20 protein-coding genes, 1 tRNA gene and 1 pseudogene are annotated in these 26,127 nt (G+C 70.8%); 6 read left to right on the top strand and 16 right to left on the bottom strand.

Annotation, left to right across the window (positions count from 1 at the left end; genetic code table 11):
* The first annotated feature begins 75 nt into the window (after window positions 1-75).
* Together CHC05_RS14975 and CHC05_RS14970 are read left to right on the top strand one after the other, a co-directional pair.
* Window positions 76-2,904 (top strand): carbohydrate-binding protein, encoded by a 2,829-nt coding sequence (locus CHC05_RS14975; protein ID WP_089249060.1) that lies wholly within the window; start codon window positions 76-78, stop codon window positions 2,902-2,904.
* 55 nt (window positions 2,905-2,959) lie between these two features.
* Window positions 2,960-5,065 (top strand): ThuA domain-containing protein, encoded by a 2,106-nt coding sequence (locus CHC05_RS14970; protein ID WP_089249538.1) that lies wholly within the window; start codon window positions 2,960-2,962, stop codon window positions 5,063-5,065.
* A gap of 99 nt (window positions 5,066-5,164) precedes the next feature.
* Here the strand turns inward: CHC05_RS14970 and CHC05_RS14965 are convergent, their stop codons facing one another.
* The 3 genes from CHC05_RS14965 to CHC05_RS14960 form a co-directional block, all read right to left on the bottom strand.
* Window positions 5,165-6,340: a sigma-70 domain-containing protein gene (locus tag CHC05_RS14965; protein ID WP_089249058.1), complete on the bottom strand. Its 1,176-nt coding sequence runs from the start codon at window positions 6,338-6,340 to the stop codon at window positions 5,165-5,167.
* Between the two features lie 372 nt (window positions 6,341-6,712).
* Complete coding sequence (locus CHC05_RS42065) at window positions 6,713-7,024, bottom strand: MFS transporter (RefSeq protein WP_218824552.1); 312 nt, start codon at window positions 7,022-7,024, stop codon at window positions 6,713-6,715.
* Complete coding sequence (locus CHC05_RS14960) at window positions 7,018-7,932, bottom strand: MFS transporter (RefSeq protein ID WP_218824551.1); 915 nt, start codon at window positions 7,930-7,932, stop codon at window positions 7,018-7,020. The genes CHC05_RS42065 and CHC05_RS14960 overlap by 7 nt, the downstream gene beginning before the upstream one ends.
* A 70-nt stretch (window positions 7,933-8,002) precedes the next feature.
* On the opposite strand from CHC05_RS14960, the gene CHC05_RS14955 reads away from it, so the two are divergent.
* Window positions 8,003-8,461 carry a MarR family winged helix-turn-helix transcriptional regulator gene (locus tag CHC05_RS14955; protein WP_089249056.1) on the top strand — a complete coding sequence of 153 codons (459 nt, stop codon included), beginning with the start codon at window positions 8,003-8,005 and terminating at the stop codon, window positions 8,459-8,461.
* Between the two features lie 241 nt (window positions 8,462-8,702).
* Here the strand turns inward: CHC05_RS14955 and CHC05_RS14950 are convergent, their stop codons facing one another.
* A complete protein-coding gene (locus CHC05_RS14950) occupies window positions 8,703-9,347 on the bottom strand; it encodes a DUF559 domain-containing protein (RefSeq protein WP_245870854.1) in 645 nt (214 codons plus the stop codon).
* Window positions 9,348-9,779: 432 nt separating this feature from the next.
* Window positions 9,780-10,694 (bottom strand): ketopantoate reductase family protein, encoded by a 915-nt coding sequence (locus tag CHC05_RS14945; protein ID WP_179266193.1) that lies wholly within the window; start codon window positions 10,692-10,694, stop codon window positions 9,780-9,782.
* Window positions 10,695-10,768: 74 nt separating this feature from the next.
* Here CHC05_RS14945 and CHC05_RS14940 point away from each other — a divergent pair, with 74 nt between their 5' ends.
* Window positions 10,769-11,455 (top strand): SMI1/KNR4 family protein, encoded by a 687-nt coding sequence (locus CHC05_RS14940; protein ID WP_144022600.1) that lies wholly within the window; start codon window positions 10,769-10,771, stop codon window positions 11,453-11,455.
* Between the two features lie 201 nt (window positions 11,456-11,656).
* Window positions 11,657-12,664, top strand: a complete 1,008-nt coding sequence (locus CHC05_RS14935) for a sugar phosphate isomerase/epimerase family protein (RefSeq protein WP_089249050.1) — start codon at window positions 11,657-11,659, stop codon at window positions 12,662-12,664.
* A gap of 61 nt (window positions 12,665-12,725) precedes the next feature.
* Here the strand turns inward: CHC05_RS14935 and CHC05_RS14930 are convergent, their stop codons facing one another.
* On the bottom strand, window positions 12,726-13,052 hold the full coding sequence (locus CHC05_RS14930) for a hypothetical protein (protein ID WP_089249048.1): 327 nt from the start codon (window positions 13,050-13,052) through the stop codon (window positions 12,726-12,728).
* Between the two features lie 267 nt (window positions 13,053-13,319).
* Here CHC05_RS14930 and CHC05_RS14925 point away from each other — a divergent pair.
* Window positions 13,320-13,395, top strand: a tRNA-Asn gene (locus tag CHC05_RS14925).
* Window positions 13,396-13,400: 5 nt separating this feature from the next.
* Here CHC05_RS14925 and CHC05_RS14920 read toward each other — a convergent pair.
* The 10 genes and pseudogenes from CHC05_RS14920 to CHC05_RS14880 all read right to left on the bottom strand — a co-directional run bounded on the left by CHC05_RS14920 (window position 13,401) and on the right by CHC05_RS14880 (window position 26,080).
* Window positions 13,401-15,260, bottom strand: coding sequence for a 1-deoxy-D-xylulose-5-phosphate synthase (locus tag CHC05_RS14920; protein ID WP_089249046.1), 1,860 nt, complete (start codon window positions 15,258-15,260; stop codon window positions 13,401-13,403).
* A gap of 4 nt (window positions 15,261-15,264) precedes the next feature.
* The gene (gene hpnH / locus CHC05_RS14915) at window positions 15,265-16,269 is read right to left on the bottom strand and encodes an adenosyl-hopene transferase HpnH (RefSeq protein ID WP_089249044.1); all 1,005 of its coding nucleotides are present in this window, start codon (window positions 16,267-16,269) and stop codon (window positions 15,265-15,267) included.
* A 3-nt stretch (window positions 16,270-16,272) separates the two neighbouring features.
* Window positions 16,273-17,244, bottom strand: coding sequence for a 4-hydroxy-3-methylbut-2-enyl diphosphate reductase (gene ispH, locus CHC05_RS43435; RefSeq protein ID WP_425426766.1), 972 nt, complete (start codon window positions 17,242-17,244; stop codon window positions 16,273-16,275).
* A 63-nt stretch (window positions 17,245-17,307) separates the two neighbouring features.
* Window positions 17,308-17,775, bottom strand: a pseudogene (locus CHC05_RS43430) (phosphorylase family protein); the annotation flags it as partial.
* Complete coding sequence (shc, locus tag CHC05_RS14905) at window positions 17,772-19,703, bottom strand: squalene--hopene cyclase (RefSeq protein ID WP_089249040.1); 1,932 nt, start codon at window positions 19,701-19,703, stop codon at window positions 17,772-17,774. The pseudogene CHC05_RS43430 and the gene shc, both read right to left, overlap by 4 nt.
* 13 nt (window positions 19,704-19,716) lie before the next feature.
* A complete protein-coding gene (locus tag CHC05_RS14900; protein ID WP_089249038.1) occupies window positions 19,717-20,727 on the bottom strand; it encodes a polyprenyl synthetase family protein in 1,011 nt (336 codons plus the stop codon).
* Complete coding sequence (hpnE, locus tag CHC05_RS14895; RefSeq protein ID WP_089249036.1) at window positions 20,724-22,103, bottom strand: hydroxysqualene dehydroxylase HpnE; 1,380 nt, start codon at window positions 22,101-22,103, stop codon at window positions 20,724-20,726. Before hpnE ends, CHC05_RS14900 begins: the two co-directional genes overlap by 4 nt.
* On the bottom strand, window positions 22,100-22,957 hold the full coding sequence (gene hpnD / locus CHC05_RS14890) for a presqualene diphosphate synthase HpnD (RefSeq protein ID WP_089249034.1): 858 nt from the start codon (window positions 22,955-22,957) through the stop codon (window positions 22,100-22,102). Before hpnD ends, hpnE begins: the two co-directional genes overlap by 4 nt.
* Window positions 22,954-23,817, bottom strand: coding sequence for a squalene synthase HpnC (hpnC, locus tag CHC05_RS14885; protein WP_179266192.1), 864 nt, complete (start codon window positions 23,815-23,817; stop codon window positions 22,954-22,956). The genes hpnD and hpnC overlap by 4 nt, the downstream gene beginning before the upstream one ends.
* A gap of 127 nt (window positions 23,818-23,944) precedes the next feature.
* Window positions 23,945-26,080, bottom strand: a complete 2,136-nt coding sequence (locus CHC05_RS14880; protein WP_144022599.1) for a bifunctional phosphatase PAP2/O-acyltransferase family protein — start codon at window positions 26,078-26,080, stop codon at window positions 23,945-23,947.
* Between the last annotated feature and the right edge of the window lie 47 nt (window positions 26,081-26,127).

Raw genomic sequence — 26,127 nt, 5'->3', positions numbered from 1 at the left:
CCGCTACGGCACCAGGCGCGACGGCGCGCGCCCTGCCTGGCAAGAAAAGTCAGGAAGGGACTGTCCATGTCTCCAATGGACAAACGTCGCACGCCCCGCCGTCGGGCTGCCGCCTCAGCACTCTTGCTGGTGGCCGCCGCGCTCAGCGGGACCATCGCGAGCGCGCCGGCCGCACAGGCCCACACGATCAACGCCACCGACTTCCAGCAGGTGACCCTGGCCAAGGGCGTCGCCGAGATGGGCGAGCCGATGTCGCTCGCGGTGCTGCCGGACCGCTCGGTCCTGCACACCGCCCGCGGCGGCCAGCTCCGCCGCACCGACGCCAACGGCACCACCACCGTCATCGGCACGCTCCCCGTCTACACCCACGACGAGGAGGGCCTGCAGGGCGTCGGCGTCGACCCGGGCTTCGCCACCAACCGGTTCATCTACCTGTACTTCGCGCCTCCGCTGTCCACCCCGGCCGGCGACGCGCCCGCCACGGGCACGAGCTGGACCGCCTGGCAGGGCGTCAACCGCCTCGCGAGGTTCACCCTGAACGCCGACTGGACGCTCAACGCGGGCAGCCAGGTCACCGTCCTCGACGTGCCGGCCGACCGCGGCATCTGCTGCCACGTCGGCGGCGACATCGACTTCGACGCGGCCGGCAACCTCTACCTGTCGACCGGCGACGACAGCAACCCGTTCGACTCGGCCGGCTACGCGCCGATCGACGAACGGACCAACCGCAACCCGGCGTACGACGCGCAGCGCTCCGCGGGCAACACCAACGACCTGCGCGGCAAGCTCCTGCGGATCAAGGTGAACGCCAACGGGACGTACTCGATCCCGTCGGGCAACCTGTTCGCGGCGGGCACGGCCAACACCCGGCCGGAGATCTACGCGATGGGCTTCCGGAACCCGTTCCGGATCAGCGTCGACAAGGCCACCGGCGTGGTCTACGTCGGCGACTACGGCCCGGACGCCGGCTCGACCGACGCCAACCGCGGCCCGTCCGGCCAGGTCGAGTTCAACCGGGTCACCTCGCCAGGCAACTACGGCTGGCCGTACTGCACCGGCACCAACACCACCGCCGAAACGTACAACGAGTGGAACTTCTCGACCAACGCCACCGGCCCCAAGTACAACTGCTCCGGCGGCGCGACCAACAACTCGTTCCGCAACACCGGCCAGGGCACGCTGCCCGCCGCCCGGCCAGCCTGGATCAAGTACGGCGGCGACAGCGGCACCCCGAGCGAGTTCGGCGGCGGCTCCGAGTCGCCGATGGGTGGCCCGGTCTACCGCTACAACGCGTCGAACCCGTCCACCACGAAGTTCCCGCAGGCCTTCGAGGGCCAGTTCTTCGCCACCGAGTTCGGTCGGGGCTGGATCAAGCCGATCCACGTCAACACCGACGGCACCCGCGGCACGATCGACACCTTCCCCTGGGTCGGCAAGCAGGTGATGGACTCGGCGTTCGGGCCGGACGGCGCCTACTACGTGCTCGACTACGGCACCGGCTACTTCAACGGTGACGCCAACTCGGCGCTCTACCGCTTCGACTACGTGGCCGGCGGCAACCGCGCACCGACCGCCGTCGCCACCGCCCAGCCCACCTCGGGCCAGGCACCACTGACCGTCGCGTTCTCGTCGGCCGGCTCCACGGACCCAGACGGCGGCGCGCTGACCTACTCGTGGGCGTTCGGCGACGGCACCACGTCGACGGCCGCGAACCCCTCGAAGACGTACACCAGCAACGGCACGTACACCGCGACGCTGACCGTGCGTGACCCGCAGGGCGCGACCGGCACGGCGAGCGTGCAGATCGGCGTCGGCAACACCGCGCCGACCGTCAACATCACCATTCCGGGCAACGGCCAGCTCTTCAACTTCGGCGACACGATCCCGTTCACGATCAGCGCGAGCGACCCCGAGGACGGCACGATCAACTGCGCCAGGGCGAAGATGACGTACGTCCTTGGGCACGACCAGCACGGGCACCAGATCACGTCCGTCACCGGATGCTCCGGGTCGATCACCGTCCCGACCGACGGGGAGCACGACGCGGCGGCGAACATCTTCGCGATCTTCGACGCCGAGTACACCGACAACGGCGGGCTGACCACGCACAAGCAGTTCACCCTCCAGCCCAAGCACCGCCAGGCCGAGCACTACAAGGCGATGTCCGGCGTCTCGCTGATCACCAAGACCGGTGCCGAGGGCGGCCGGACGGTCGGCGACGTGCACAACGGCGACTGGATCTCGTTCGACCCGTACAAGATCAATAACGCCACCTCGGTGACCGCCCGGGTCTCCTCCGGCGGCGTCGGCGGCACCCTCCAGGTGCGCACGGGCTCGGCGACCGGCACGGTCCTCGGCTCGGTCGCGGTGCCCAACACGGGCAGCTGGGAGACGTTCACCAACGTCACCGCCAACCTGACCGGCCTGCCGGCCGGCACCACCACGCTCTACCTGACGTTCGCCGGCGGCACCGGGGCGCTGTTCGACCTGGACGCCTTCACGTTCAACACGTCGACGGGCGGCACCGGCACCGGGCCGGTCGTCGGCCTGGCCGGCAAGTGCCTCGACGTGCGCAACGGCGCCACCGCCGACGGCACCCAGATCCAGCTCTACACCTGCAACGGCACCGCCTCGCAAAGTTGGACCCGCACCGGTTCGACCCTGCGCGCGCTGGGCAAGTGTCTGGACGTGAGTGGTGCCGGCACCGCCGACGGCACGAAGATCCAGCTCTACACCTGCAACGGCACGGCGGCCCAGAACTGGTCCGTCGGCGCCAACAGCTCGCTGGTCAACGCCGGGTCGAGCAAGTGTGCCGACGTGAGTGGCAACAACTCGGCCGACAGCACGGTGGTCCACCTGTGGACCTGCAACGGAGCCGCGAACCAGCGGTGGACCCTGCCTTGACCCTGAATGCGGGGGCGTCCGCCCAGGCGCCCCCGCACCGTCCCTGGGAGTGCAGATGCGCAGACTCATCCGGACCGCCATCGGCGGGTTCGCCGCCGCGTTGGCCGTGATCGCCTGTACGGCACAGGCGGGGCCCGCCAGCGCCGCCGACGCCGCGTACGACGTGCTGGTCTTCTCGAAGACCGCCGGGTTCCGGCACGACGCGATCCCGGCCGGCATCCAGGCCATCCGTGACCTGGGCGCCGCCAACAACTTCACGGTCACCGCCACCGAGGACGCCAACACCTTCACCGCTTCGGGCCTGTCGCCGTACGAGGTGGTGGTGTTCCTCTCGACCACCGGTGACGTGCTCAACGCGACGCAGCAGACCGCGTTCGAGAACTACATCCGCTCCGGGCGCGGCTACGTCGGCGTGCACGCGGCGGCCGACACCGAGTACGACTGGGCCTGGTACGGCAACCTCGTCGGCGCGTACTTCAACTCGCACCCGGCGATCCAGCAGGCCAACATCAAGGTGGAGAACCGGGGCACGGCGGCGACCGCACACCTGCCGCAGACCTGGACGCGCACCGACGAGTGGTACAACTACCGCACCAACGTCCGGTCGACTGCGCGGGTGCTGGCCACCCTCGACGAGTCGTCGTACTCCGGCGGCGGCATGGGTGCCGACCACCCGATCACGTGGTGCAAGGCGTACGACGGCGGCCGGTCCTTCTACACCGGTCTCGGGCACACGCAGGCCTCGTACACGGAAGCCAACTTCCGCTCTCTCCTGCTGGGTGGCATCCGCTACGCGGCCTCCCGGACCGATGCCGACTGCCGGCCGGAGACGGGCTACACCGCTATCTACAATGGATCGACGACGGGTTGGTCGCAGGCCGGCCCGGGTTCGTTCACCAACACCGACGCCACGCTCAAGTCGACCGGCGGCATGGGCCTCTACTGGTACAGCGCCAAGCAGTACACGTCGTACTCGCTGAAGCTCGACTGGAAGATGGACGGCGACGACAACTCGGGCATCTTCATCGGGTTCCCGCCGTCGACGGACCCGTGGTCCGCGGTCGACAACGGCTACGAGATCCAGATCGACGCCACGGACGCGGCTGATCGAACCACTGGTTCGGTCTACACGTTCAAGTCGGCGGACATCGCCGCCCGAGATGCTGCTTTGAACCCGCCGGGGGAGTGGAACACCTACGAGCTCCTGGTCGAGGGCGAGCGGCTGCAGATCTTCCTGAACGGCGTGAAGATCAACGACTTCACCAACACGGTGCCGGCGCGGTCGCTGGCCGGGCACATCGGCCTCCAGAACCACGGCACGGGTGACGACGTGTCGTTCCGGAACGTCCGGATCAAGGAGCTGGGCACGCCGCCTTCGGGTGACGTCACGGTGCAGGCCGAGTCGTTCTCGTCGGCGTCCGGGGTGCAGGCGTTCACCAAGGCGGGGGCGAACAACGGGCAGACGCTGGGCTACATCGAGCCGGGCGACTGGGCTGCCTACAACGGTGTCAACGTCGGCGGTGCTACGTCCTTCCGGGCGCGGGTGGTCTCCGGTGGTGCGGGCGGCACGATCCAGGTCCGCAACGGGTCTACTACCGGCACTGTGCTGGGCACGGTCGCGGTGCCGAACACGGGTTCGTGGGACACGTACGCCAATGTCACTGGTTCGCTCTCGGGTGTGCCGTCGGGGACGGCCAACGTGTACCTGACGTTCACCGGCTCGGGCACCGGACTGTTCGATGTGGACGACTTCACGTTCGTCAAGTCGTCCACTCCGCCGACCGGCACCGGCCCGATCGTGGGCCTGGCCGGGAAGTGCCTGGACGTGCGCAACGGCGGCACGGCCGACGGCACGCAGATCCAGCTCTACACCTGCAACGGCACGGCGTCGCAGACCTGGACGCGCAACGGGTCGACCCTGCGGGCGCTGGGCAAGTGCCTGGACGTCAGCGGCAGCGGCACGGCCAACGGCACGAAGATCCAGCTCTGGACCTGCAACGGAAGCGGGGCACAGAGCTGGTCGGCCGGCGCCAACTCGTCGCTGGTCAACGCGAACTCCGCCAAGTGCGCGGACGTGAGCGGCAACAACTCCGCGGACAGCACCGTCGTCCACCTGTGGGCCTGCAACGGGGCCGCGAACCAGAGGTGGACGCTGCCGTAAGCCGCGGGGGCCGGCACGGGACGCCCACAACCCGTGCCGGTCACCGCCTCCACCCGACGCACCCTCCGCACCTGCCCTGCGGAGGGTGCGTCGCCTTGTTCAGACGGGTACGAGCTCGCGCGGGGCGAGGTCGCCCCGGGCGGACCGCAACCATGCCACCGCCCATTTGACCTTTGCGATCACGTCGTCCTCGGTCATCCCGGTGATCGTCGCGACTTCGCACGTCGGCAACTGATCTTCGTAATGGAGAAGCAGCAGCTCTTTGATCTCCGCGCCGAGCCGATCGACGAGTTCGCTGTCTTTGCCACTCCGCAGTTCGCTGGCCGAACCAACGTCCACGGCGTGGTGAAGGAGAAACTCGAGATTCTCGGAAACGGCCGCTTGGCTCGCGATGAGCGCGCGCGAGACCTCGCCGACAGTGGACTCGGGGATGTCGAGATAATGGGCGATCTCTGCTTCGGTTGGGCCTCGGCCGAACTCCTGAAGGAGAAAGTCCTCTGCCTCGCGAACCATGGGACCGTACTCGCGTAGCACGTTGCCCACGCCGGTCTGCATCTTGCCCCAGATGATTCCCCGGGCAAGCCCGCGGATACGCGCCCTGAGGTAGCCGGGAAAGAAGCCCCTGCGAGGATCGTGATTGCGTGCCGCGAGCACCAATCCCTCGCCCCAGATCTCCTCCGCCAACTCTGGCCTGCGAAATCGCCAGGCCACGGATTTTGCGATGTTTTCAGCCATGGGGGCACAATCGACGATGATCGAGTCCTCCATTGCCTTTCTTGTCGAGTCGCCGAACGGCAGGTGCTGGAATGTCAGGAAACGCTCTCGTAGCTCGGCTTCCAGGGCGTCAGGGCGTAGCTGCCAGAAGGCTTGCGTTACATCCGCAACTGAGAAGTCCGGCCGCAGGAAGACTCGCACGAACTTCTTGACAAGCAAGGTGTCCGGGAGTACGCCGTGCTCGATGTCTATTACATCTTGCGTCGCTACGCCCAGCTTGATCGCGAACTGGTCCCGATTTCGCCGTTCCATGATTCTGATGGCGACAAAGTAATCGGCGAAGCTCTCGTAGCATCCGGGATCTTTGGAACCGCTCCACCGGTAGCCGAGCTTTGGGGCGAGCTGATCGAAGCTAAGGCCGATGTTGGGTGCCTTTTCGAGCAGGTCAAGCAAGAAGGCTTTCGTCGGTACTCGCTTGCCTGCTTTGTATCGGGCGAGGGTGGTCGGTGCGTGTCCAGTGAGGCGAGCGACCTGCGGCGACGACATCCCCAGCTCGGACATGACAGCGTTCGTAATGATCTTTCCCGCCTGCCTGCGTGAGGTCCTTGGCGGAATGAGAGAGGCTTGTTGCCGTGGCATGCGCGAAAAGATATATGCACCGAGAGCGATGGGCTATCAAAAGTGAGGATGCAACCAATTTTGGCGTCGGCCGTTTCGTTCTGTGACGTGACAACGTTAGATATGGCCACCTTCGCCGTTTCGGAAACGCGAAGCTAATTCATTGCCCGGCTTGTCGCCCGTAAGTCTGCTGGTCGGGCTGAGACTGCGGCGTTCCTGGTGGGACGCTGTTCGCGTACCAAATGTGATACCAATTCAGAAAAGCGCACGGCGGCATTTCGTGACGCGGCAACCTTTAGCGAGCGAGCATCGCGTTCAGTGGTGTGCGGTGGCACCTGGCGTGGCGACCACGGTGGTGGCTCGCATGCGGTCCTGTCGTTCAAGGGCAGCCGACACGACCGCGAGCCCGAGGGCGCTCGCGACCAGGACGGCGCCGACCCAGTTGGGGGCCGTGTAGCCGAGGCCGGCGCCGATGACCAGGCCGCCGAGCCAGGCGGCGAGGGCGTTGCCGAGGTTGAAGGCGCCGATGTTGACGGCCGAGGCCAGCGTCGGGGCGCCGTGTGCCTGGTCGAGCACCCGTTTCTGCAGCGGCGGCACGGTTGCGAAGCCCAGCGCTCCGATCAGCACGATGGTCGCGGCGGCCGCGATCTGGTCGTGCGCGGTGAGGGTGAAGAGGCGAGGACGACGGCCAGGCCGCCCAGCGAGACGTAGAGCATGGGCATCAGCGCGCGGTCGGCGAAGCGGCCGCCGATCAGGTTGCCGGCGACCATGCCGAGGCCGAACAGGACCAGCAGCCAGGTGACGGACCCGTCATCGAATCCGGCTACCCGCGTCATCATCGGCGCGATGTAGGTGATGGCCGCGAAGACTCCGCCGAAGCCCAGCACCGTCATCGCCATGGCCAGCAGGACCTGGGTGTTCTTGAGGGCCGACAGCTCGTGCCGCAGGCGTACACCCTGGGGCTTGGGCACGTCGGGCACGAGGCGCGCGACACCGACGAGGCCGACCACCCCGATCGCCGCCACGATGCCGAAGGTGACGCGCCAGCCGGCCGACTGGCCGACGAGGGTGCCGAGCGGGACGCCGACGACGTTGGCGACGGTGAGGCCGGTGAACATCATCGCGATGGCACCGGCCTTCTTCTGGGGCGCGACCAGGGACGCGGCGACGACGGAGCCGATGCCGAAGAACGCACCGTGCGCGAGCGAGGCGACCATCCGGCCGATCAACATGACGGCGAAGGACGGCGCGCAGGCGGAGATCAGGTTGCCGGCGATGAACAGGCCCATCAGCAGCATGAGCATCCGCTTGCGGGGGATCTTGGTGCCGAGCACGGTCATCAGCGGCGCGCCGACTACGACACCGAGGGCGTAACCGGTCACGAGCAGGCCGGCGGTGGGGATCTCGACGCCGAAGCCGTGTGCGACCTGGGGCAGCAGACCCATGATCACGAATTCGGTGGTGCCGATCCCGAAGGCCCCGATCGCGAGGGCGAGGAGTGCGGGGGTCGAGCGCGGTGGTGGTGCACTTTGCATGCGCACGACCATAGTTGCACACGCGGGCTATCCGCAAACGCGGTATTTCGCGATGTTGTAATATATCCGGGTGACGGCGAAGGACCCCGCGCTGACGGCACTGGCCCAGGGCTGGTGCTCCCTCTCCCTGCTGCACGACAAGATCGAGGCGCACATCGAGCGCGCCCTGCAGGACGGACACGACCTCAGCGTCCGTGAATACTCGCTGCTCGACGTGCTCAGCCGACAGCACGACGGTGTCGGCGGTCACCTGCAGATGAAACAGGTCGCGGATGCGGTCGTGCTGAGCCAGAGCGCCACGACCCGGCTGGTCACCCGCCTGGAGAACCGCGGCCTGCTGGGGCGCTACCTGTGCCCGACAGACCGGCGAGGCATCTACACGAACGTGACCCCGGCCGGTCTTCTCCTACTGGCGGAGGCCCGCCCGACCAACGACGCGGCGCTGCACGAGGCCCTCGGCGAGGCGTCGGCGAACCCGGAGCTCGCGCCGCTGGTCGACGCGGTCAAGTCGCTGTACGCGCCCGCCTAGGGTGGGGCCGTTGGCCGTTACGCGGGGTCCGGTCACCGGTTTCGTTCGAGCTGGCGCACGCTTGATGCGACTGTCTTCGATGTGGTCGTGGTCGCCTTGATCATGTGCGCGAGATCTGGTCGGTGGTCCCAAAGCGGCGTGATCGTGTGTGGCTGGTCTGGGCGACACGCCGTAGCGGGACCAGATGAGATGCACCCGATCTTCGTAGGGTTGTGCCCGCACCTTGATGAGCCTCACCCGATCATGGACGGCCTCGCGCCTCGCGGTTGCCGAGGATCGTGAGAACCTCCCGCCGAACAGCGTCGGGCTCGCGGGTCAAGCGTGCATGACTGAACCGGACGACCAGAATCCCACGCGCGGCGAGCGCCGCGTCCCGGCGCAGGTCGATCTCCCGTTGCCTCGGCCCGCCATGCACGCTGGCGCCATCGAGCTCGAAGTTGACCCGCGTCGGTTCGTGGTAGACGTCGAGATAGGTGGTGTAGCTGTCGAGGCGAACCGGGACCTGCCGGGCGAAGGCCGGCATGCCGGCCGCAGTGAAAACATGGTCATCGCCCCAGATCTCCAACCCGCTGCGGCATCCGGCGGCGAGCTTGGCGAGCAACCGCCGAAGCTCGACCCGACCAGCGAGTTTTGGTGCCTCGGCCAGCGCGTCTCCGACCCGCTGTGCGGTAGTGAGCCGCCCGTTGACGGCGGTGATGACCGGGGCTCGCCGGCGGTCCGCAGGCAACCACGGCCAAGCGTCGACCAACGACCGCTCAAGTCGAGTAATCGTGAAACCGTCCCGCGCGACAGTCTGCGGCGGCTCGTTGCAGTGATGCACGATGAGCCAGCCCCGTGAGCGTGCGGCCGACTGCCGCCCGACCGTCACGTGCACGGTCTCGACCAATCCGCCGTCCAGGAGCCCGAAGACCGCCAACGCTGACGTGTGACTGAGGGCCCCACCCCCACCCTCCCCGCCGCGTTTGGGCGGTTGGTGCTGGCCGCTGGCGTAGGCCAGCGCGGCCCGGCGGCGTATCGCTGGGTCGTCGACCGATGACGACGTCGCGTACACGCCCGGCAGTAGCCGCACCAGGGCGCCGGTCCGTCGGCCGTCGTCAAGCGCCCACCGTGGCACCGACATGTCGTTCGGGGACCGCCAGCACACCACCCCGCCTCCTGCGGCGAGTGCCTTGGCCAGTGTCGGATTCACTGGGGACAGATTGGCGGCCAAGCCCCGTCACGGCAACCAACGCGGGATGAGGCTGTGGATAACCCACTGTTGTGGACAAAGTCTCCCGTGACCAACCCACGGCACTAGAGTGATTGCCCCGATGGGAGGTCAGCCGCCGAGGCCTCGTTGGTAGACCGCGAGGTTGACGGCGGTCGCCGCGAACAGAGGCGTGGGCACCGCCAGGTCGCGGGCCCGGGCCACCAGGTCGCCGATGATGGCGTCGTTCTCGACCCGGCGGCCGGCGCGCATGTCGCGGTAGACCGACGACGTGGTCGTCGCCCCGGCCGCGGTCACGGTGCCCAGCAGGTTCCGCGTCGCTTCGGGCCGGGGCGGGAAACCCGCCGCCGTCGCGACCCGGCCCGCCTCGTCGGCGATCGCGGTGGCGAAGTCCGCGCCGCCCGGCACCGCGTTGGCGTCGCCGATCGTGGCGCCGGCGAGGCAGTTCACCGCCGTGACCGAGGCGAGGAAGACCCACTTCTCCCACATCTCGGTCTCGATGCTGTCGGACACCTCGGAGTCGAAGCCGGCACCCGAGAGCGCCTCGTGCACATCGTCGACGCCCTGCGCCGGCGCGCCCGGCAGCGGGCCGTAGCGAAGCTGGCGCGGGCCACCGAGCCGCACGATCTCGCCGTCGTCGGTGAGCGTGGTGGCGACGTAACAGACCCCGCCGTACACCTTGACGCCGAAGTCCGCGACGAGCCGGTCGATGTGCGCGAGCCCGTTGAGGAACGGCACGATCGTCGTCCGCGGCCCGACGGCGGGGGAGAAGTCGCGGATCGCGCCGTCGAGGGTGAAGGCCTTCACGGCCAGGAACACGATGTCGTACGGGTCGGCGACCCGCTCGATCGTCGTCACGTCGACCCGCTCCGGCTCGCTGTCCGGCTCGCGGATCCGCAAGCCGTCGGCGGCGAGCGAAGCCGCGCGCCGCGGTCGGACCAGGAAGGTCACGTCCTTGCCGGCCTGCGCGAGCCGCGCGCCGAAGTACCCGCCGACCGCCCCGGCGCCGATGACCAGAATGCGCATATCGCCCCCCAAATGCCGCACTCCAGCCTAATCAGCGCGCCGACCCACGGCCGGCGTTGTGGGAGCATGCGTCGATGTTGGACGCGATGATCGACCGGCTGATCTCCGCCGGGGTCGAACACGTCGGCCCGCCGGTTGACGCGGCGGACCTGGCCCGCCACGGCCTGCCGGCCGACTACGCCGCGCTACTCGAACGGCTCAACGGCTGCACCGTCAACGCGGGCGCGGTCCGGCTGTTCGGTCTTCGCAGCGAACGGCATCTCGACCTGCGGGCCTGGAACGCACCCGACGGCTGGCGGTTCGCCTGGGACGACCGGGTCGAGCCCTTCCTCTGCATCGGCCAGCTGGCGCTCGGAGACCAGTACGCCCTGCGCCGCGGTCCGGCCGGCTACGCGCCCGAGGTATACCTGCTCGAAGCGGACCTCCTACGCCCGGAGGTCATCGCGGGCTCGTTCGCGGAGTTCGTCGCGCTCGAGCTCCTGTCCAACGCCGAGGCGCCGTACGACCCGGTGCTGATCGAGGCGGTCGCCCGGTTGGGTCCGATCGACCCGGCGTCGAACTGGGTCTACACCCCTTCGCTGGTCCTGGGAGGACCGGCGGACCTGGCCAACGTGATGGCGATGGACGCGTACACGGCGATGGTCATCAGCGGTGACGTCGCGCTCGCCGCGGAGTCCGCGCCGGAGGGTGCCCTCGTCGCAAAGGTCCTGCCCTGGTTCGACGAGCACGGGCGCTCGCGAATCCGGGTGGAGTTCGCGTAGGCGGCCCTTCCACGGTGTGTGCAACCGATCTAGAGTGAAGCTCGCAGCCGCGTACGCGGCCGGCGGCCGGGCGGGAGGCGCAACCCGCTCGGGCGTAACCGGCGGCCGAGCAGATCGCGGCAGCGACCACGACCGTCGGACGGTCTCCTCGCGTCTGTCCACCAGCAGGATCCCGGGTCACTCACAGGGAGAAGAAGGACAATGGCGCGTCCCATCACGCTCTTTACCGGTCAGTGGGCCGATCTGCCGTTCGAAGAGGTGTGTCAGTTGGCCTCCGACTGGGGGTATGACGGGCTCGAGATCGCCTGTTGGGGTGATCACTTCGACGTCGACAAGGCACTGAACGAAGACGGCTACGTCGACCGCAAGCGGGAGACCCTGGCCAAGCACAACCTGCAGGTTTTCGCGATCTCCAACCACCTCGTCGGCCAGGCGGTCTGTGACCACCCGATCGACGAGCGGCACCAGGACATCCTGCCGGCCCGCATCTGGGGTGACGGCGAGCCCGAGGGCGTCCGGCAGCGGGCCGCCGACGAGATCAAGGACACCGCACGGGCCGCGGCCAAGCTGGGCGTCAAGACCGTCGTCGGGTTCACCGGCTCCTCGATCTGGCACACCGTCGCCATGTTCCCGCCGGTGCCGGCCAGCATGATCGACAAGGGGTACGAGGACTTCGCCAACCGGTTCAACCCCATCCTCGACGTGTTCGACGAAGTGGGCGTGCGGTTCGCGCACGAGGTGCATCCCAGCGAGATCGCGTACGACTACTGGACCACCAAGCGCACCCTCGAGGCGATCGGCAACCGGCCGGCGTTCGGGCTCAACTGGGATCCGTCGCACTTCGTGTGGCAGGAGCTCGACCCGGTGAACTTCATCTTCGACTTCCAGGACCGGATCTACCACGTCGACTGCAAGGACGCCAAGGTACGCACGGGCGACGGCCGCCGCGGCCGGCTCAGCTCGCACCTGCCGTGGGCCGACCTGCGCCGCGGCTGGGACTTCGTCTCGACCGGGCACGGCGACGTGCCCTGGGAGGACTGCTTCCGGGCCCTGAACGCGATCGGGTACGACGGCCCGATCTCGATCGAGTGGGAGGACGCCGGCATGGACCGGCTCGTCGGTGCCCCCGAGGCGCTCGACTTCGTCCGCCGGCTCGCCTTCGACGCACCCAGCGCGGCCTTCGACGCCGCGTTCTCCAGCAAGGACTGACGACAGCGACAAGGGCCCCTCGCCAGCCGCGGCGAGGGGCCCTTGCGTGCTACCCACGCACTCAGGGCATGGGCTTGGTCGGTGACGCCGACGAGGACGAGGCCGACGACGAGGTCAGGCCGTTGGTCCCCGAGTGGCTGTGCCCGTGGTCGTGGCCGCTGCCCGAGCTCATCTTCTCGCCGAGCTTGGACTGGCTCAGCCGGTCCTTGCCCTCGGACATGAGCCGGTTGGCCTGGGCCTGGGCGGTGCCCTTGGCCTCCTGGACCGTCGGGTGATCCATCAGCTTGCGGGTCTGCGAGACGATCTCCTCGTACTTCTCCCGGCCCGCGCGGGCGCCCAGGACGAAGCCGGCGGCGAGTCCGCCGATGAACCATAGCTTTCCGCGCATTGCGGCTCCTTCCGTGTGCCGGACGCGTCGATCCGCGTGCACGGCGACGTTGCTGTCCCCGGTTACCTACCCATCGTGCTACCGACCCATGCGTCGGAAGCGCCATCTGACTAATTTGCCCTGTTTTCGAGGCCGGCGGGGCGGAACGCCCCCGAACCCGACAGCCGAGTGTGTCGTACCCCCACCCGATCCCCCTGAATCAGCCCGCATCCTGTAGTCTCGTACCGGTCGCGCAGCACGGGGCAACCCGCGAGGCAGACCAGACTTTCCCCTGTAGCTCAATTGGCAGAGCAGCCGGCTGTTAACCGGCAGGTTATTGGTTCGAGTCCAATCGGGGGAGCCACCTCATCACATCAGCGGCAGCTCCCGCCGCACCGCACCGGCGATGCTCGCAGCGTCCAGCCCGCGCGCCTTCAAGATCGAGCTCCGCGAGCCGTGTGCCAGGAAATGTTGTGGCAACGCCAGCGAGCGCACCGGTACCCGCACCCCGGCGCCACGCAACGCCCGCGACACCGCATCGCCGTAGCCGCCGTGCGCACCGCCGTCCTCGACCGTCACCACCAGCCGGTACGCCGCCGCGGCCGCGACCAGCTCCGGGTCCACCGGCAGCAGCCAGCGGGGGTCGGCCACGGTCACCGGCACGTCCAGCCGGTCGGCGGCCGCCATCGCCGCGGCACCGAGCGGACCGACAGCCAGCACGAGTACGCCGTCCGGCGCTGGATCCGGCCGCCCGGCAACCCCGGAAGCGGGAACCTGCCCGGACACCCGCCACCCGCCCGAGCTGTCCAAGCCCGAGCCGCTCTGCCACGTGCCGCCCGGTGCCGAAGCCGCTCGCTGAGCACCGGCCAGGCCCCAGCGCAGCACGTCCGCGCTGCCCAGCCGGCCCACGGCGGCCAGCGCCGGCCCGACGTCGGCCTTCGGGAAGCGCAGCGCCGCCGGGCCGCCCCGGTGCGCCACGGCCTCGCGCAGCAGCAGCCGCAGCTGGTCGCCGTCGCGCGGCGCCGCCACCCGCATCCCGGGCACCATGCCCAGCACCGACAGGTCCCACATCCCGTGGTGGGACGGCCCGTCGCTGCCCGTGATCCCCGCTCGGTCGAGCACGAACGTGACCGGCAGCCGGTGCAGCGCCACGTCCATCAGCACCTGGTCGAGCGCCCGGTTGAGGAACGTGGAGTAGATGCAGACCACCGGGTGCAGGCCGCCGGTGGCCAGCCCGGCCGCCGACGTCACCGCGTGCTGCTCGGCGATGCCCACGTCGAACGCCCGCTCGGGATAGGCGTCCGCGAACGCCTGCAACCCCGTCGGCCCGAGCATCGCGGCGCTGATCGCCACCACGTCCGGTCGCGCCGCGCCCAACGACACCATCTCGTCACTGAAGACCGACGTCCAGCTCGGCGCCGAAGACGGCGGTCCGGCCGGGCCGACCGTGTGCATCCGGTCGGCCTCGTCCTGCTCAGCCGGCGGGTGACCCAGGCCCTTGCGGGTCAGGCAGTGCACCACGGTCGGCGTCCCCAGCTTCCGGGCCTTGCGCAGTGCCACCTCGACCGCGGCCGTGTCGTGCCCGTCGACCGGGCCGAGATAGCCCAGCCCGAGCTGCTCGAACACCGACGCAGCGGCACCGTCCCGCAACGCGGCCAGGTGCCGGCCGATCGCTCCGGCGGTCGGCGCGTACGAGCGGCCGTTGTCGTTGAGCACGACCACCAGCGGCCGGTCCGGCGCGGCGCCGATGTTGTTGAGCGCCTCCCACGCCATGCCGCCCGTGAGCGACCCGTCGCCGACCACCGCCACCACGGCCCGGTCCGGCCGGCCACCGAGGGCGAACGCCTTGGCCAGCCCGTCGGCATACGACAGCGCCGTCGAGGCGTGCGAGTTCTCGACGATGTCGTGCGCGCTCTCCGACCGCGACGGGTAGCCCGACAGCCCGCCCTCCTGGCGAAGGCTGTCGAGCGCGGCCCAGCGGCCGGTGAGCATCTTGTGGACGTACGCCTGGTGCCCGGTGTCCCAGACGACCGCGTCGTGCGGCGAGTCGAACACCCGGTGCAGGGCGATGGTCAGCTCGACCACGCCCAGGTTGGGCCCGAGGTGCCCGCCGGTCCGCGAGACCGTCTCGATCAGCAGCGACCGGATCTCGAGGGCCAGGTCGGGCAGCGCCGACTCCGGCAGCGAACGCAGGTCCGCCGGGCAGTGGATGCGCGAAAGCAGGGACATCGCGTCACCGCCCGACAGCCGCCCGCATGGACTCCTTGAGGGATCCGAGTGTGGCGATCACCGCCGTGGGCTCGTACCCGCAGTGGGCCATGCAGTTGGCGCAGCGAGGGTCCTTGCCGCGTCCGAACGCGTCCCAGTCGGTCTCTTCGATGAGCTCCTTGTAGGTCGCAGCGTAGCCGTCGTCGAGCAGGTAGCAGGGCCGTTGCCAGCCCAGCAGCGAGTAGGACGGGATGCCCCACGCGGTGCAGGCCAGGTCCCGCTTGCCCTCCAGGAAGTCCAGGAAGATCGGCGAGTGGTTGAGCCGCCACTTGCGCCGCCGGCCGTTGGCGAAGGCCTTGGCGAACAGCTCGCGGGTCTCCGTGACGCCGAGCCAGTGCTCCTGGTCGGGTGCCTTCTGATACGCGTACGCCGGTGAGATCTGCATGTTGTCGACCTCGACCACGTCGTTGAGGTAGTCGAGGACGCCGATGACGTTCTGCGGCGAGTCGTTGCTGAAGAACGTCGTGTTGGTCATCACCCGGAAGCCGGCCGCCTTCGCCATCTTGATGGCCTCGATCGCGCCCTCGAAGCCGCCCTCCTTGTTGACTGACAGGTCGTGCCGGTCCTTGAGGCCGTCGACGTGCACCATCCACGAGAAGTTCCGGTGCGGCTTGAACTTGTGGAGGTGCTTGGGGATCAGCAGCGCGTTGGTGCACAAGAAGACGATCTTGTTGCGGTCGAGGAGCTGCCGGACGATCTCGTCGATCTGTTTGTGCATCAACGGTTCGCCGCCGGCGATGGAGACCATCGGGGCGCCGCTCTCCTCGATCGCGGCGACCGCCTGCTCGACGGGCATGCGCTTCTTGAGCACATCCGCCGGCTGCTCGATCTTGCCGCAACCCGCGCATTTCAGGTTGCACGCGAACAGCGGCTCGAGCTCGACGAGCAGCGGGAACTTCTCCCTGCGGAGCAGCTTCTGCTTGAGCAGGTAGCGGCCCAGCCGAACGGACTGCCGGAATGGCATGGCCATCGTTCAGCTCACCTCCTTGGGCAATGTGAAACGCAGGACTTCCGGATCCGTGGCCGGCTCCGCCACGGTGAGGGGTCCGAGTCCGCCGAGGCAGTCGACCAGTTCGTCGACCAGGGTGGGCGGCGCGGACGCGCCGGCGGTGACGCCGATGCGGCGTACCCCGGCGAGCAGGCGGAGGTCGACGTCGGCGGCGGAGTCGACGAGCCGGGCCGGCACGCCTTCCCGCTGCGCGACCTCGACCAGGCGGAGCGAGTTCGACGAGTTGGTGGAGCCGACCACGAGCAGCAGGTCGCAGCCCTCGGCGATCTCGCGCACGGCGCGCTGGCGGTTCGTGGTGGCGTAGCAGATGTCGTCGCTCTTGGGCGCCGCGATCGCGGGGAACCGCTCGCGCAGCACGTCGGCGATCGCGGTGGCCTCGTCGACGGCGAGCGTGGTCTGCATGGCGTACGCGACGTTGCCCGCGTCCCGCGGCACCACCCGCGCGGCGGCGGCGACGTCCTCGACGACGACCACGTCGGCCGGCGCCTCGCCCAGCGTGCCCTCGACCTCTTCGTGGTCGGCGTGCCCGATCAGGAAGACGGTCGCCTCGCGGGCGCTGTGCCGGCGCACCTCGGTGTGCACCTTGGTGACCAGCGGGCAGGTGGCGTCGACGACCCGCAGCCCGCGCGCCTCCGCCTCGGCCCGCACGGCGGGGGAGACCCCGTGCGCGGCGAACACCAGCACGCTGCCGAGCGGCACCTCGTCGACCTCCTCGACGAAGACCGCACCCCGGTCCTCCAGGTCACGCACGACGTGGGTGTTGTGCACGATCTGCCGGCGTACGTAGACCGGCGCGCCGAACTTGCCCAGCGCCCGGTCGACCACGTCGATCGCCCGCTCGACACCGGCGCAGAACGACCGCGGGTTGGCCAGCCGCACCTCGCGGGCGCCGGTCGCGTCGGCCCAGGCGTCGAGAGCGGGTGCGGCCGCCCGCAGCCGGCGCAGCGCACGGAGCCCGCGGCCGACGGTCCCGGGCCGCAGCAGCGGCTCGTTGGCGGTGTCGACCACGACGCGGACCACGGCGAACGGAGACTCGGTCGGCGCCAGCCAGATCGACTCGGTGTCGACGGCCAGCGCGCCCGTGGCGGCGAGCCGCGCGCGGGCCGCCCGGCCGGCGACCCGGTGCTCGGACGCGATCGGGCCGAGGTGCACGACCAGGCCGTGCCGGCGCAGGTCGGCGGCGAGCAGCGGGGCCGAGGGGCACTGCCGGACGCTGCCGTCGGGGCCGCGTACCTCGGTCGCCACCACGACGTCGCCGGGACGCACGCCCGGGCCGACGCCTCCGCCGACGCCGGCCACCAGCACCGGTCGCCTGCCGAGCCCGCCGGAGGCGCGGAACGCCGCCGCCGCCCGCCGGGGACCCATGCCGACCCGCAGCACGGCGGTGTGCGCGTCGCGCAGCGCGCGCCGCTCGACGCCGAGGGCGACACAGATGACCGGCGCGTGCCGGCGGGGCCCGGTGGTCATGACGTGACGTCCAGGAAGCGGCCGAGCGCCGTGATCGGGAAGACCAGCCGGTACAGGTGGTAGTTGATGTAGAAGTCGCCGGGGAAGCCCGTACCCGTGAAGTGGTCCTCGTCCCAGCCACCGTCGGCGCGCTGCGTGCTGATCAGGTGGTCGACGCCGGCCCGGGTCGCCGGGTGGTCGGTCTCGCCGGCGGCGAGCAGCGCGAGCAGCGCCCACGCGGTCTGCGACGGCGTCGACGCGCCCTTGCCGGCCCAGTTCTCCGGGTCCCGGTAGGAGCGCAGGTCCTCGCCCCAGCCACCGTCGGTGTTCTGGTGCGCGACCAGCCAGTGCACCGCGGCCCGGATCGCCGGCGCGCCCGCGTCGACGCCGGCCTCGACCAGCGCCGGCACGGCGGCGCCGGTGCCGTAGACGTAGTTGGCGCCCCAACGCCCGAACCACGAGCCGTCCGACTCCTGGTTGCGCAGCAGCCAGGTGACCCCCCGCTGAGTCACCGGGTCGCCGTGGCGTCCCTCGAGCGCGAGCATCTCCACCACGTGGGCGGTGACGTCGGCCGACGGCGGGTCGATGACCTCGCCGAAGTCGCAGAACGGCAGCTTGTTGGCCAGCGTGCGGGTGTTGTCGGCGTCGAACGCGCCCCAGCCGCCGTCCGTGGACTGCATGCCGACCGTCCACCCGACGCCGCGGCCGATCGCGCCCTCGATGTCGGCCCGCAGCGGGTCGTCGGCCGGCAGGCCGGCGGCGACGCGGCGCAGCGCCAGCACGATCTCGGCGGTGTCGTCGGTGTCCGGGTAGAGGTCGTTGGCGAACTCGAACGCCCAGCCGCCGGGCGCCAGGCCGGGCCGGCGCACCGCCCAGTCGCCGGGCACGGCGATCTCCTCCTGGAGCAGCCAGGACGACGCGCGGCGGACCGCCTCGTCGGTGGCCGGCACCCCGGCGTCGAGCATCGCGACGAGGGCGAGCGCGGTGTCCCAGACCGGTGACTGGCACGCCTCCAGCCGGCGCACCCAGCCCGCCTCGGTCTCCTCGCGGATGGTGAACGCGTCCAGCCCGGCGAAGCCGGCCTTGAGGGCGGGGTGGTCGAGCTGGTAGCCGAGCAGGTGCAGGGCGAGCAGCGAGTAGACCCACGGCGGCTGGATGCCGCCCCACGACCCGTCGGACTCCTGCCGGGCCAGGATCCACTCGGCTCCCCGCCGTTGGGCCAGCTCGCGCAGCGGCTTGAGCGCGTGCCGGCCGTAGAGCTTGAGCACACGGTCGGTGCGCTGGAAGAACCCGGTCCAGCTCCACAGCGGCGCCGCCGGCGCCGGCCGCGCGCCGGTGCGCAGCTCGTCGATGTCGAACGGCAGCGGGCGCACGGGCCGCAGGCTGCCGACGATGGTCAGCGGCACCACGGTCTGCCGGGCCCAGCACGCCCAGTCGTAGACGTTGAGCGGGAACCAGCGGGGCAGGAAGATCATCTCGGGTGGCAGCTCGGGCAGCTCGTCCCAGGACCACTGGCCGAACAGCGCCATCCAGATCCGGGTGAACACCCGGGTGCGCTCCAGCCCGCCCATCTCCAGGACGAACGCGCGGGCCTGCGCCATGTGGGGCGCGGAAGGGTCGTCGCCGGCCAGCTTGAGCACCACGTACGCCTCGACGGTGGTGGACAGGTCGCCGGGACCGCCGTGGAAGTTGGCCCAGGTGCCGTCGTCCCGTTGCTGCGAGCGGATCCACCGGGCGGCCTCGTCGGTCTCCCGCTCGGTGCGGATGCCGAGGAACTGCCGGAGCAGCAGGTCCTCGGCGTCCATCGTGACGTTGGTGGCCAGCTCGCCCTTCCACCAGCCGGCCTGATCCTGCCGGGCCCGCAGGTGGCCGACGGCGGCCGTCAGCGCCGCCGCGACCGACCGTGGCGGCTGGTCGAGCGCCTGGGTCCCGGCGACCGTGGTGGTCATCCTGTTGCCCCGCTCATGATTCCCGGTCCACGATGAACCTCCCGAGAGCCGTCAGTTCCGTCCGTGCTTCCTCGTCGATGTCGACGGTGGACAGTGCCTTCTCCGCCAGCGACATGCGTTCCCGCGCCTCGGAGAGCGCCCACTCCCGCCCGCCCGCCTTCTCCACCAGGTCGGCGGCCCGGCGCAGGGCCGCGTCGTCGGGCTCGGCCGGTGCGGCCAGCCAGGCGGCCAGCTCCGGGCCGTGGCGCGGGTCGCCGAGCGTGTAGCTGACCGGCAGCGTCTTCTTGCGCGAGCGCAGGTCCGAGAAGACCGGCTTGCCGGTGACCGCCGGGTCGCCCCAGATGCCCAGCACGTCGTCGACGAGCTGGAACGCGAGCCCGACCTGTGCGCCGAACGTCTTCAGCGCGGTCTCCACCGGCTCGGCCGCGCCGGCCAGCACCGCACCGATCGCGGCGCTGGCGGCGAGCAGCGAGCCGGTCTTGCCGCTGGCCATCTCGATGCACTCGTCGAGGGTCACGTCGTCGCGCGTCTCGAACGCCACGTCCTGCACCTGGCCGCGGGTCAGCTCGCGGGTGGTCGCGGCCAGCAGCAGCCCGGCGCGCGCCGCGGCCGGCGTGCCGGCCTCCAGCACGACCTCGTGCGCGAGCGCGAGCAGCGCGTCGCCGGTCAGGATCGCGGTGTCGCCGCCCCAGATGGCCCAGACCGTGCGCCGGTGCCGGCGTTCGACATCGCCGTCCATCAGGTCGTCGTGCAGCAGCGAGAAGTTGTGCACGAGCTCGACCGCGACCGCGCCGGGCAGCCCGATCCGGGCCGGTGCGCCGACCGCCTCGGCGGACAGCAACGCCAGCGCGGGCCGGATCGCCTTGCCGCCGTTGCCCACGCCGGGCGTGCCGTCGGCGGTGCACCAGCCCAGGTGGTAGGAGGCGGCCAATCGGCTGGCCGGGTCGAGTCGGGCGATCGCGGCGCGCAACGCCGGGAGCAGCTGCTCGCGGCTGCGGTCCAACGCGGGCAACGTCTGGGTCATGCCGGCACCCCCTGACACCTCTGCGGGCCGGCGCCAGCGGGACGCCCCCCGGCCCTCTTGTCTACAGTGGATGCATCAAGGGCGGCGGCCGCGGCCGTGTCGCCGCTCCGCGCGGCACCCTCCATAGTGGCCGGCCAGCCGGTGTCCGTCCATGCCCCGGCCAGGAACAGGCCCGGGACGGCGGTCACCGCGGACGGCCGGAACCGTTGCGAGCCCGGTGCGGCGCGGAACGTCGCCGTGCGCTCCCGGGTCACGAAGAAGTCGACGACGGTCGCCTCGGACAGCGCGGGGAACAGCGCTTCCAGGTCCGGGATCAGCAGCTCACGCAGCTCCGCGACCGGCAGGTCCACCAGGTCGCCGGCGGCTGACAGCGAGACCGCGAGGTACTGCCCGCTCGACAGCCCGCTGGACTCCGTGCGGTCGAAGACCCACTGGATCGGCGTGCCGACCCCCGCGACGAACGGCTCGGTCGTCACCGCGCGGTCGAGGACCAGGTGCACGTTGACGATCGGCGAGGCGCTCAGCCCGTCCGGGTCCAGGTCGAGGTCCGGCGCCAACCGGTGGGCGACCGGCGGTGGCACCGCCAGCACGACCTGGGCGGCGACGACCTCCTCGGCGTCGCGCAGGCGCAGCGTGAAGCACTCCTCGCCCCGCTCGATCGCGTCGACCTTCGTGCTGGTCAGCACCGTCGCACCGGCCTCGGCCAGCGCCCGTGCCGCCGCGTCGCCGTGCAGTTGGCGCAGGGGGACGGTGGACCAGCCGATGTCGGCCGCGTCGTTGTCGGTCAGCAGCCCGACCTGGAAGACCATCGCGGCCAGGGCCAGTGAGGCGTCGTCGGCCCGTACGTTCAACGTCGCCAGGCCGACCAGGTCCCACATCGCCCGGATGGTCTGGGCGTCCTGCCCCTGCTCGCGCAGCCAGTCGCCGAAGCTGCGCCCGTCCAGGGCCGGGTCACCGCGGTCCAGCGCCTTCATCGCCAGTGCCGCCTTGGTGAACCTGAGCCGCTGGACCGGGCTGAGCAGCCGGTAGCCGAGCAGCGCACCGCCGAGGTGCAGCGGCGCCGGCAGGTTGTTGCGGCGCAGCCGGGCGGCGCCGACACCGGGCTGGTGCACGGCGAAGTCGAGCCGGTCCTGCAGGTTGGTCTGCCCGGTCACACCGAGCCGGTCGAGCAGCGCGCGATAGGCCGTGCAGCAGCGCAGGAACACGTGCTGCCCGTTGTCGACGTCGAGCTCGCCGCGCCGGAACGAGTGGGTCAGCCCACCCAGCCACGGCTTGGTCTCGATCAGCGTCACCCGCCGGCCCGCGTCGGCCAACCGCAGTGCCGCGGTGATCCCGGCGAGCCCGCCCCCGACGACCGCGATGTCGGTGGTGGTCACGACGACACACCCGCCAGCGCGCGCACCGCCACGGACGCCTTCTGCCAACCGGACAGCGACAGCCGCCGGTCGTACACCAGCCGGGGGTTGGTCGCGATCTGCTCCAGCAGCCGACGGTAGATGCCGGACATGGCCGCCGCGCTCGCGGCGCTGCGGCGATCGAGCAGGGGCAGCAGGCGCAGGCCGCGCTCGTACCAGAGCCGGGCCCGCTCCGCCGCGAACGAGATGAACCGGGCGAGGCCTCCGTCGCGGTCGACCAGGTCGCCCTTGGCGTCCAGCGCGAGCCGCACCCCGAACCGGTGCAGGTCCTCGCTGGGCAGGTAGACGCGGTTGTTGGTCAGGTCCTCGCGGATGTCGCGCAGGATGTTGACCTGCTGCAGGGCGATGCCCAGCGCGTCGGCGTACTCGCTGGCCCGGGGGTCCGCTCGCGAGCCGAAGACGCCCAGGCAGAGCCGGCCCACCGAGCCGGCGACGCAGCGGCAGTAGTCGACGAGCTGCTCGAACGTGTCGTACCGGGTGCCGTTGAGGTCCATCTGCACGCCGTCGACGAGCTCGCCGAACGCGCCGACCGGCAACGGGAACCGCCGTGCGGTGTCGGCGACCGCGACCAGCACCGGGTCGGTGCTGCCGTCGATGTCGGACAGCTCGGCCTTGAGCCCGTTCAGCGCGACGGTCTTGTCGGGCAGGGCCAGGTCGCCGTCGCCGATGTCGTCGATCCGCCGGGCCAGGGCGTAGACCGCGCAGAGGCTGGTCCGCTTGGCCGGCGGCAGCAGCCGGATGCCGTAGTAGAAGTTGCGGGCCTCCGTGCGGGTGATGGCCTCGCAGGTCTCGTACGCGGTGGACAGCGCGGTCATCGCGACATCACCGCCGAGCCGAACGTCGCCGCGACGGCCTGGGCGAGGACGTCGCGTTTCGCGGGCCGTGGTGTTCGCGCGAGCACGTCCCATTCGGCGCGGCGCAACGCGTACAGCGTCGCCCGGCCGCCGGCGAGGTAGCCGGTGACCGCGAGCCGGCCCCAACCGCGCAACTGCCGGAGCAGCGGCAGGCCCTCGTCGAGCAGGGCGCCGGCCCGCTCGGCGTTGAAGGCCACGAGCTGGCGCACGGCCGGGGTGGCGCGCGGCGCGTCGAGGTCGGTGGGGCGCACCTGGAGCCGGTCGAGGTCTTCGAGAGGCAGGTAGATGCGGCCGTTGCGCCGGTCCTCGGCCACGTCCTGGCAGTGCTCGACGATCTGGAGCGCGGTGCACACCTTGTCGGACAGCTCTTCGAGCCGCGGCCCGGTGGCGCCGAAGACCCGCAGCACGATCCGGCCCACCGGGTCGGCCGACAGCCGGCAGTACGCGACCAGGTCGTCGAACGTGCCGTACGCCGTCTTCTCCTGGTCCTGGAGGTTGGCGGCGACCAGGTCGTGGAACGGTTTGGCGTCGAGTCCGCAGGTCAGCATGGTGGGGCGCAGGCGCTGGAGCACCGGATGACGTGGGGCGCCACCGCCGAACAGCGTGTCCAGGTCGGCGTCGAACTCGCGCAGCGCGGGCCGGCGGTCGCCGGGACCCTGGTCGCCGAGGTCGTCGATCACTCGCGCGACGTCGTACACGGCGAGCAGGTGCTGCCGGTGGCGGCGCGGGAGGATCCGCAGTGCCACCGGGAAGTTCTCGGCTTGCTCCTTGGCGCGCAGGTACGCGTCGCCGGCGCCGGCCGGGTCAGGGTGGGAGGTCATGCCAGCAATGCTGCCTGGTCGCGCGGCGACCCGGCGGGCGACCATGACGGTCGCGACCTCGCTCGATTGCTCCCCCTGTATCGAGCCCATCTTTTGGTGCTGCCCCCTCGTGGGTCTGGTGCGCCGGTTAGCTCATATCTTTACGGACAGGTATGCCCTCTTCGCGGAAAACAGGCCAGAACAGTCCAAATTCCTCGCTTGATCTACTAGGCGCGCCTGCCCCGGGCGGATCCGACCGCCGGGACAGCTCGTCGATGACCGCCACCATCGCGGTGGCGAGGCGGTGCGCGTCCGCGCCGAGAGCGGGGTCCACGGTGACCCCGATGTCCAGGCACCGGTCCCAGCCGGTGATGCCGACGGCCAGCGGCGCGCCGGGCGCGAGCGGCACCACGGGGTGCACCCAGTGGACAGCCCCGCCGGCCAGCCGGAACTCGCCGGTGGGGCCGACCATCGTGGAGACGATGCCCTCGAAGAAGCGCTTCCCGTAAACCATCCGGGCAAACCACCGCTGTGCCGGCGGCGGCAGGATGCCGGTGGCCGTGCCGATCACGAAGCTCGCGGCGATCGCGCGGGTGCCGGAGCGCAGCCGCCCGGTGCGCCGCGCGGTCTCCCGCAGGCGCTCGACCTCGTCGTCCGGGCCGAGCGGCAGGTCCATCAGCGCCGCCGAGGTGACCGTGCCGGCGCACCGGTCGCCGGGGCAGGGCAGGGTCAGCGGCACGCTCACCCGCACGTCGGTGGTGGCCGCCACCGTCGGCAGCACCCGCTTGAGCGCGCCGGCGCTCGCCGCCAGCAGCACGTCGCCGGCCCGCACGCCGTGCGCCCGGGCCACCTCGCGCACCACCGAGGTGGGCACGCGGGACATGCCGTAGTCGCGGTCCCGCGGCGCGCCGGAGGGCAGCCCGCGCCGGGCGCGCCCGTCACGGACGAGCTGGCCGATCCCGCGGGCCACGGCGCGGACACGCGCGACCACGCCGAGCGTGGGCAGGTCGGCCGCCGGTGGCTCCGGCACCGGCTCGAACAGCTGCCTGGCCGAGACGACCGGCGCCTGCCCGGCGGAGACCACGGGGTGCACGGTCAGCACCACGGCGACCTCGCCCGGCGTCACGCCGGTGACCGTCCACGCGCGCCACAGCGGACGATCGCGGGGCAGCGGGGTGCGCTCCAGGCCCGCGACGAACGCCGCCAGCGCGGCCGGGCCGCCCGGGCTGCCGTCGGGCCGGCGGAGGTCGCGCACCGGCAGGTGCCAGTCCCAGTCGAGGTCGCGGACGCGCACCCAGCGCGGCCGGCGCCAGAACGAGCCCTCGGCCACCCGGTGCCGGTAGCGGGGCAGGCGGTCGATCACACCCCGGAACCGCGCTCGCAGATCCGCCTGCACGGCGGGTGCGGTGCGGCCGTCGCGCAGGACGACCACATCGGACGCGTGCTGGGCGGCGCCGCTGGTGGTCTCCGCGTGCAGCGCGAACGCGTCGGCGGGCGACAGCCGCGGCCGCTTCTGGTTGGGCCGGTCGCTGACCAGCATCATCAGGCCGACGCAGAACAGCGTGACCAGGGCGCCGCCGACGGCGTCCAGAATGTAGTGGTTGGCCGTGGCCATGATCACGAAGGTCGTAAGCGAGACGTACAACAGGCACAGCGCCTTCACCCACCAGCGGCCGCTGAAGATGGAGCTGACCACGATGGTCACCCAGACCGCCCACCCGACGTGCAGCGACGGCATGGCGGCCAGGTGGTTGGCGTCCGCGGTCAGCGGCGAGCCCCACGAGCCGAAGGTGCCGCCGTCGGTGACGGTGTCGACGAAGCCCTCGCCGGGCAGCAGCCGGGGCGGCGCGGCCGGGTAGATCGCGAAGATCGAGATGGCGATCAGGTTGACCATGACGAACGTGCTGCGCGCCCAGCGGTACCAGGGCGACCGCGTCAGGTAGAGGAGGATCAACAAGCCGAACGAGGTGCCGACGTATCCGAACGCGTACTCGTAGTTGGCCACCACCGACAGCGTGTCGTGCGACGTCAGCCACTCGTTGAGCGCGCGCTCGACGTCGATGTGCAGGAACCGCTCGAGGTCGAGCAGGTCACGTCCGTGCGCCATCGCGATCGACTCGCGGAACATGCCTCCGCCGCGCGAGATGCCGACGTAGAGCACCACCACGGCGGCCACGATCGCCAGCTCGCGCACCAACCTCGGCCGCGGGCGCACAACGCGCACGTCGGCCAGGCCGTCCGGGGGTGTCCACGCGGGCGGCTCAGGCCCCTTCCTCAGGTGCACAGTTCCAGGTTGCGTCGCCGCCCCCGTCTCCCGTGCGGAAACGCCGA

Source organism: Asanoa hainanensis, assembly GCF_900188485.1.
Taxonomy (GTDB): Bacteria; Actinomycetota; Actinomycetes; order Mycobacteriales; family Micromonosporaceae; genus Asanoa; species Asanoa hainanensis.
Note: the sequence above shows the minus strand (reverse complement) of the source record. Positions and strands in the feature narration are given on the sequence as shown.

Coding starts and splice junctions, on each gene's coding strand:
- CHC05_RS14975 (WP_089249060.1), top strand. CDS start 76: ATGGACAAACGTCGCACGCCCCGCCGTCGGGCTGCCGCCTCAGCACTC.
- CHC05_RS14970 (WP_089249538.1), top strand. CDS start 2,960: ATGCGCAGACTCATCCGGACCGCCATCGGCGGGTTCGCCGCCGCGTTG.
- CHC05_RS14965 (WP_089249058.1), bottom strand. CDS start 6,340: ATGTCCGAGCTGGGGATGTCGTCGCCGCAGGTCGCTCGCCTCACTGGA.
- CHC05_RS14960 (WP_218824551.1), bottom strand. CDS start 7,932: ATGCAAAGTGCACCACCACCGCGCTCGACCCCCGCACTCCTCGCCCTC.
- CHC05_RS14945 (WP_179266193.1), bottom strand. CDS start 10,694: ATGCGCATTCTGGTCATCGGCGCCGGGGCGGTCGGCGGGTACTTCGGC.
- CHC05_RS14940 (WP_144022600.1), top strand. CDS start 10,769: ATGTTGGACGCGATGATCGACCGGCTGATCTCCGCCGGGGTCGAACAC.
- CHC05_RS14935 (WP_089249050.1), top strand. CDS start 11,657: ATGGCGCGTCCCATCACGCTCTTTACCGGTCAGTGGGCCGATCTGCCG.
- CHC05_RS14930 (WP_089249048.1), bottom strand. CDS start 13,052: ATGCGCGGAAAGCTATGGTTCATCGGCGGACTCGCCGCCGGCTTCGTC.
- CHC05_RS14920 (WP_089249046.1), bottom strand. CDS start 15,260: ATGTCCCTGCTTTCGCGCATCCACTGCCCGGCGGACCTGCGTTCGCTG.
- hpnH (WP_089249044.1), bottom strand. CDS start 16,269: ATGGCCATGCCATTCCGGCAGTCCGTTCGGCTGGGCCGCTACCTGCTC.
- shc (WP_089249040.1), bottom strand. CDS start 19,703: ATGACCACCACGGTCGCCGGGACCCAGGCGCTCGACCAGCCGCCACGG.
- CHC05_RS14900 (WP_089249038.1), bottom strand. CDS start 20,727: ATGACCCAGACGTTGCCCGCGTTGGACCGCAGCCGCGAGCAGCTGCTC.
- hpnD (WP_089249034.1), bottom strand. CDS start 22,957: ATGACCGCGCTGTCCACCGCGTACGAGACCTGCGAGGCCATCACCCGC.
- hpnC (WP_179266192.1), bottom strand. CDS start 23,817: ATGACCTCCCACCCTGACCCGGCCGGCGCCGGCGACGCGTACCTGCGC.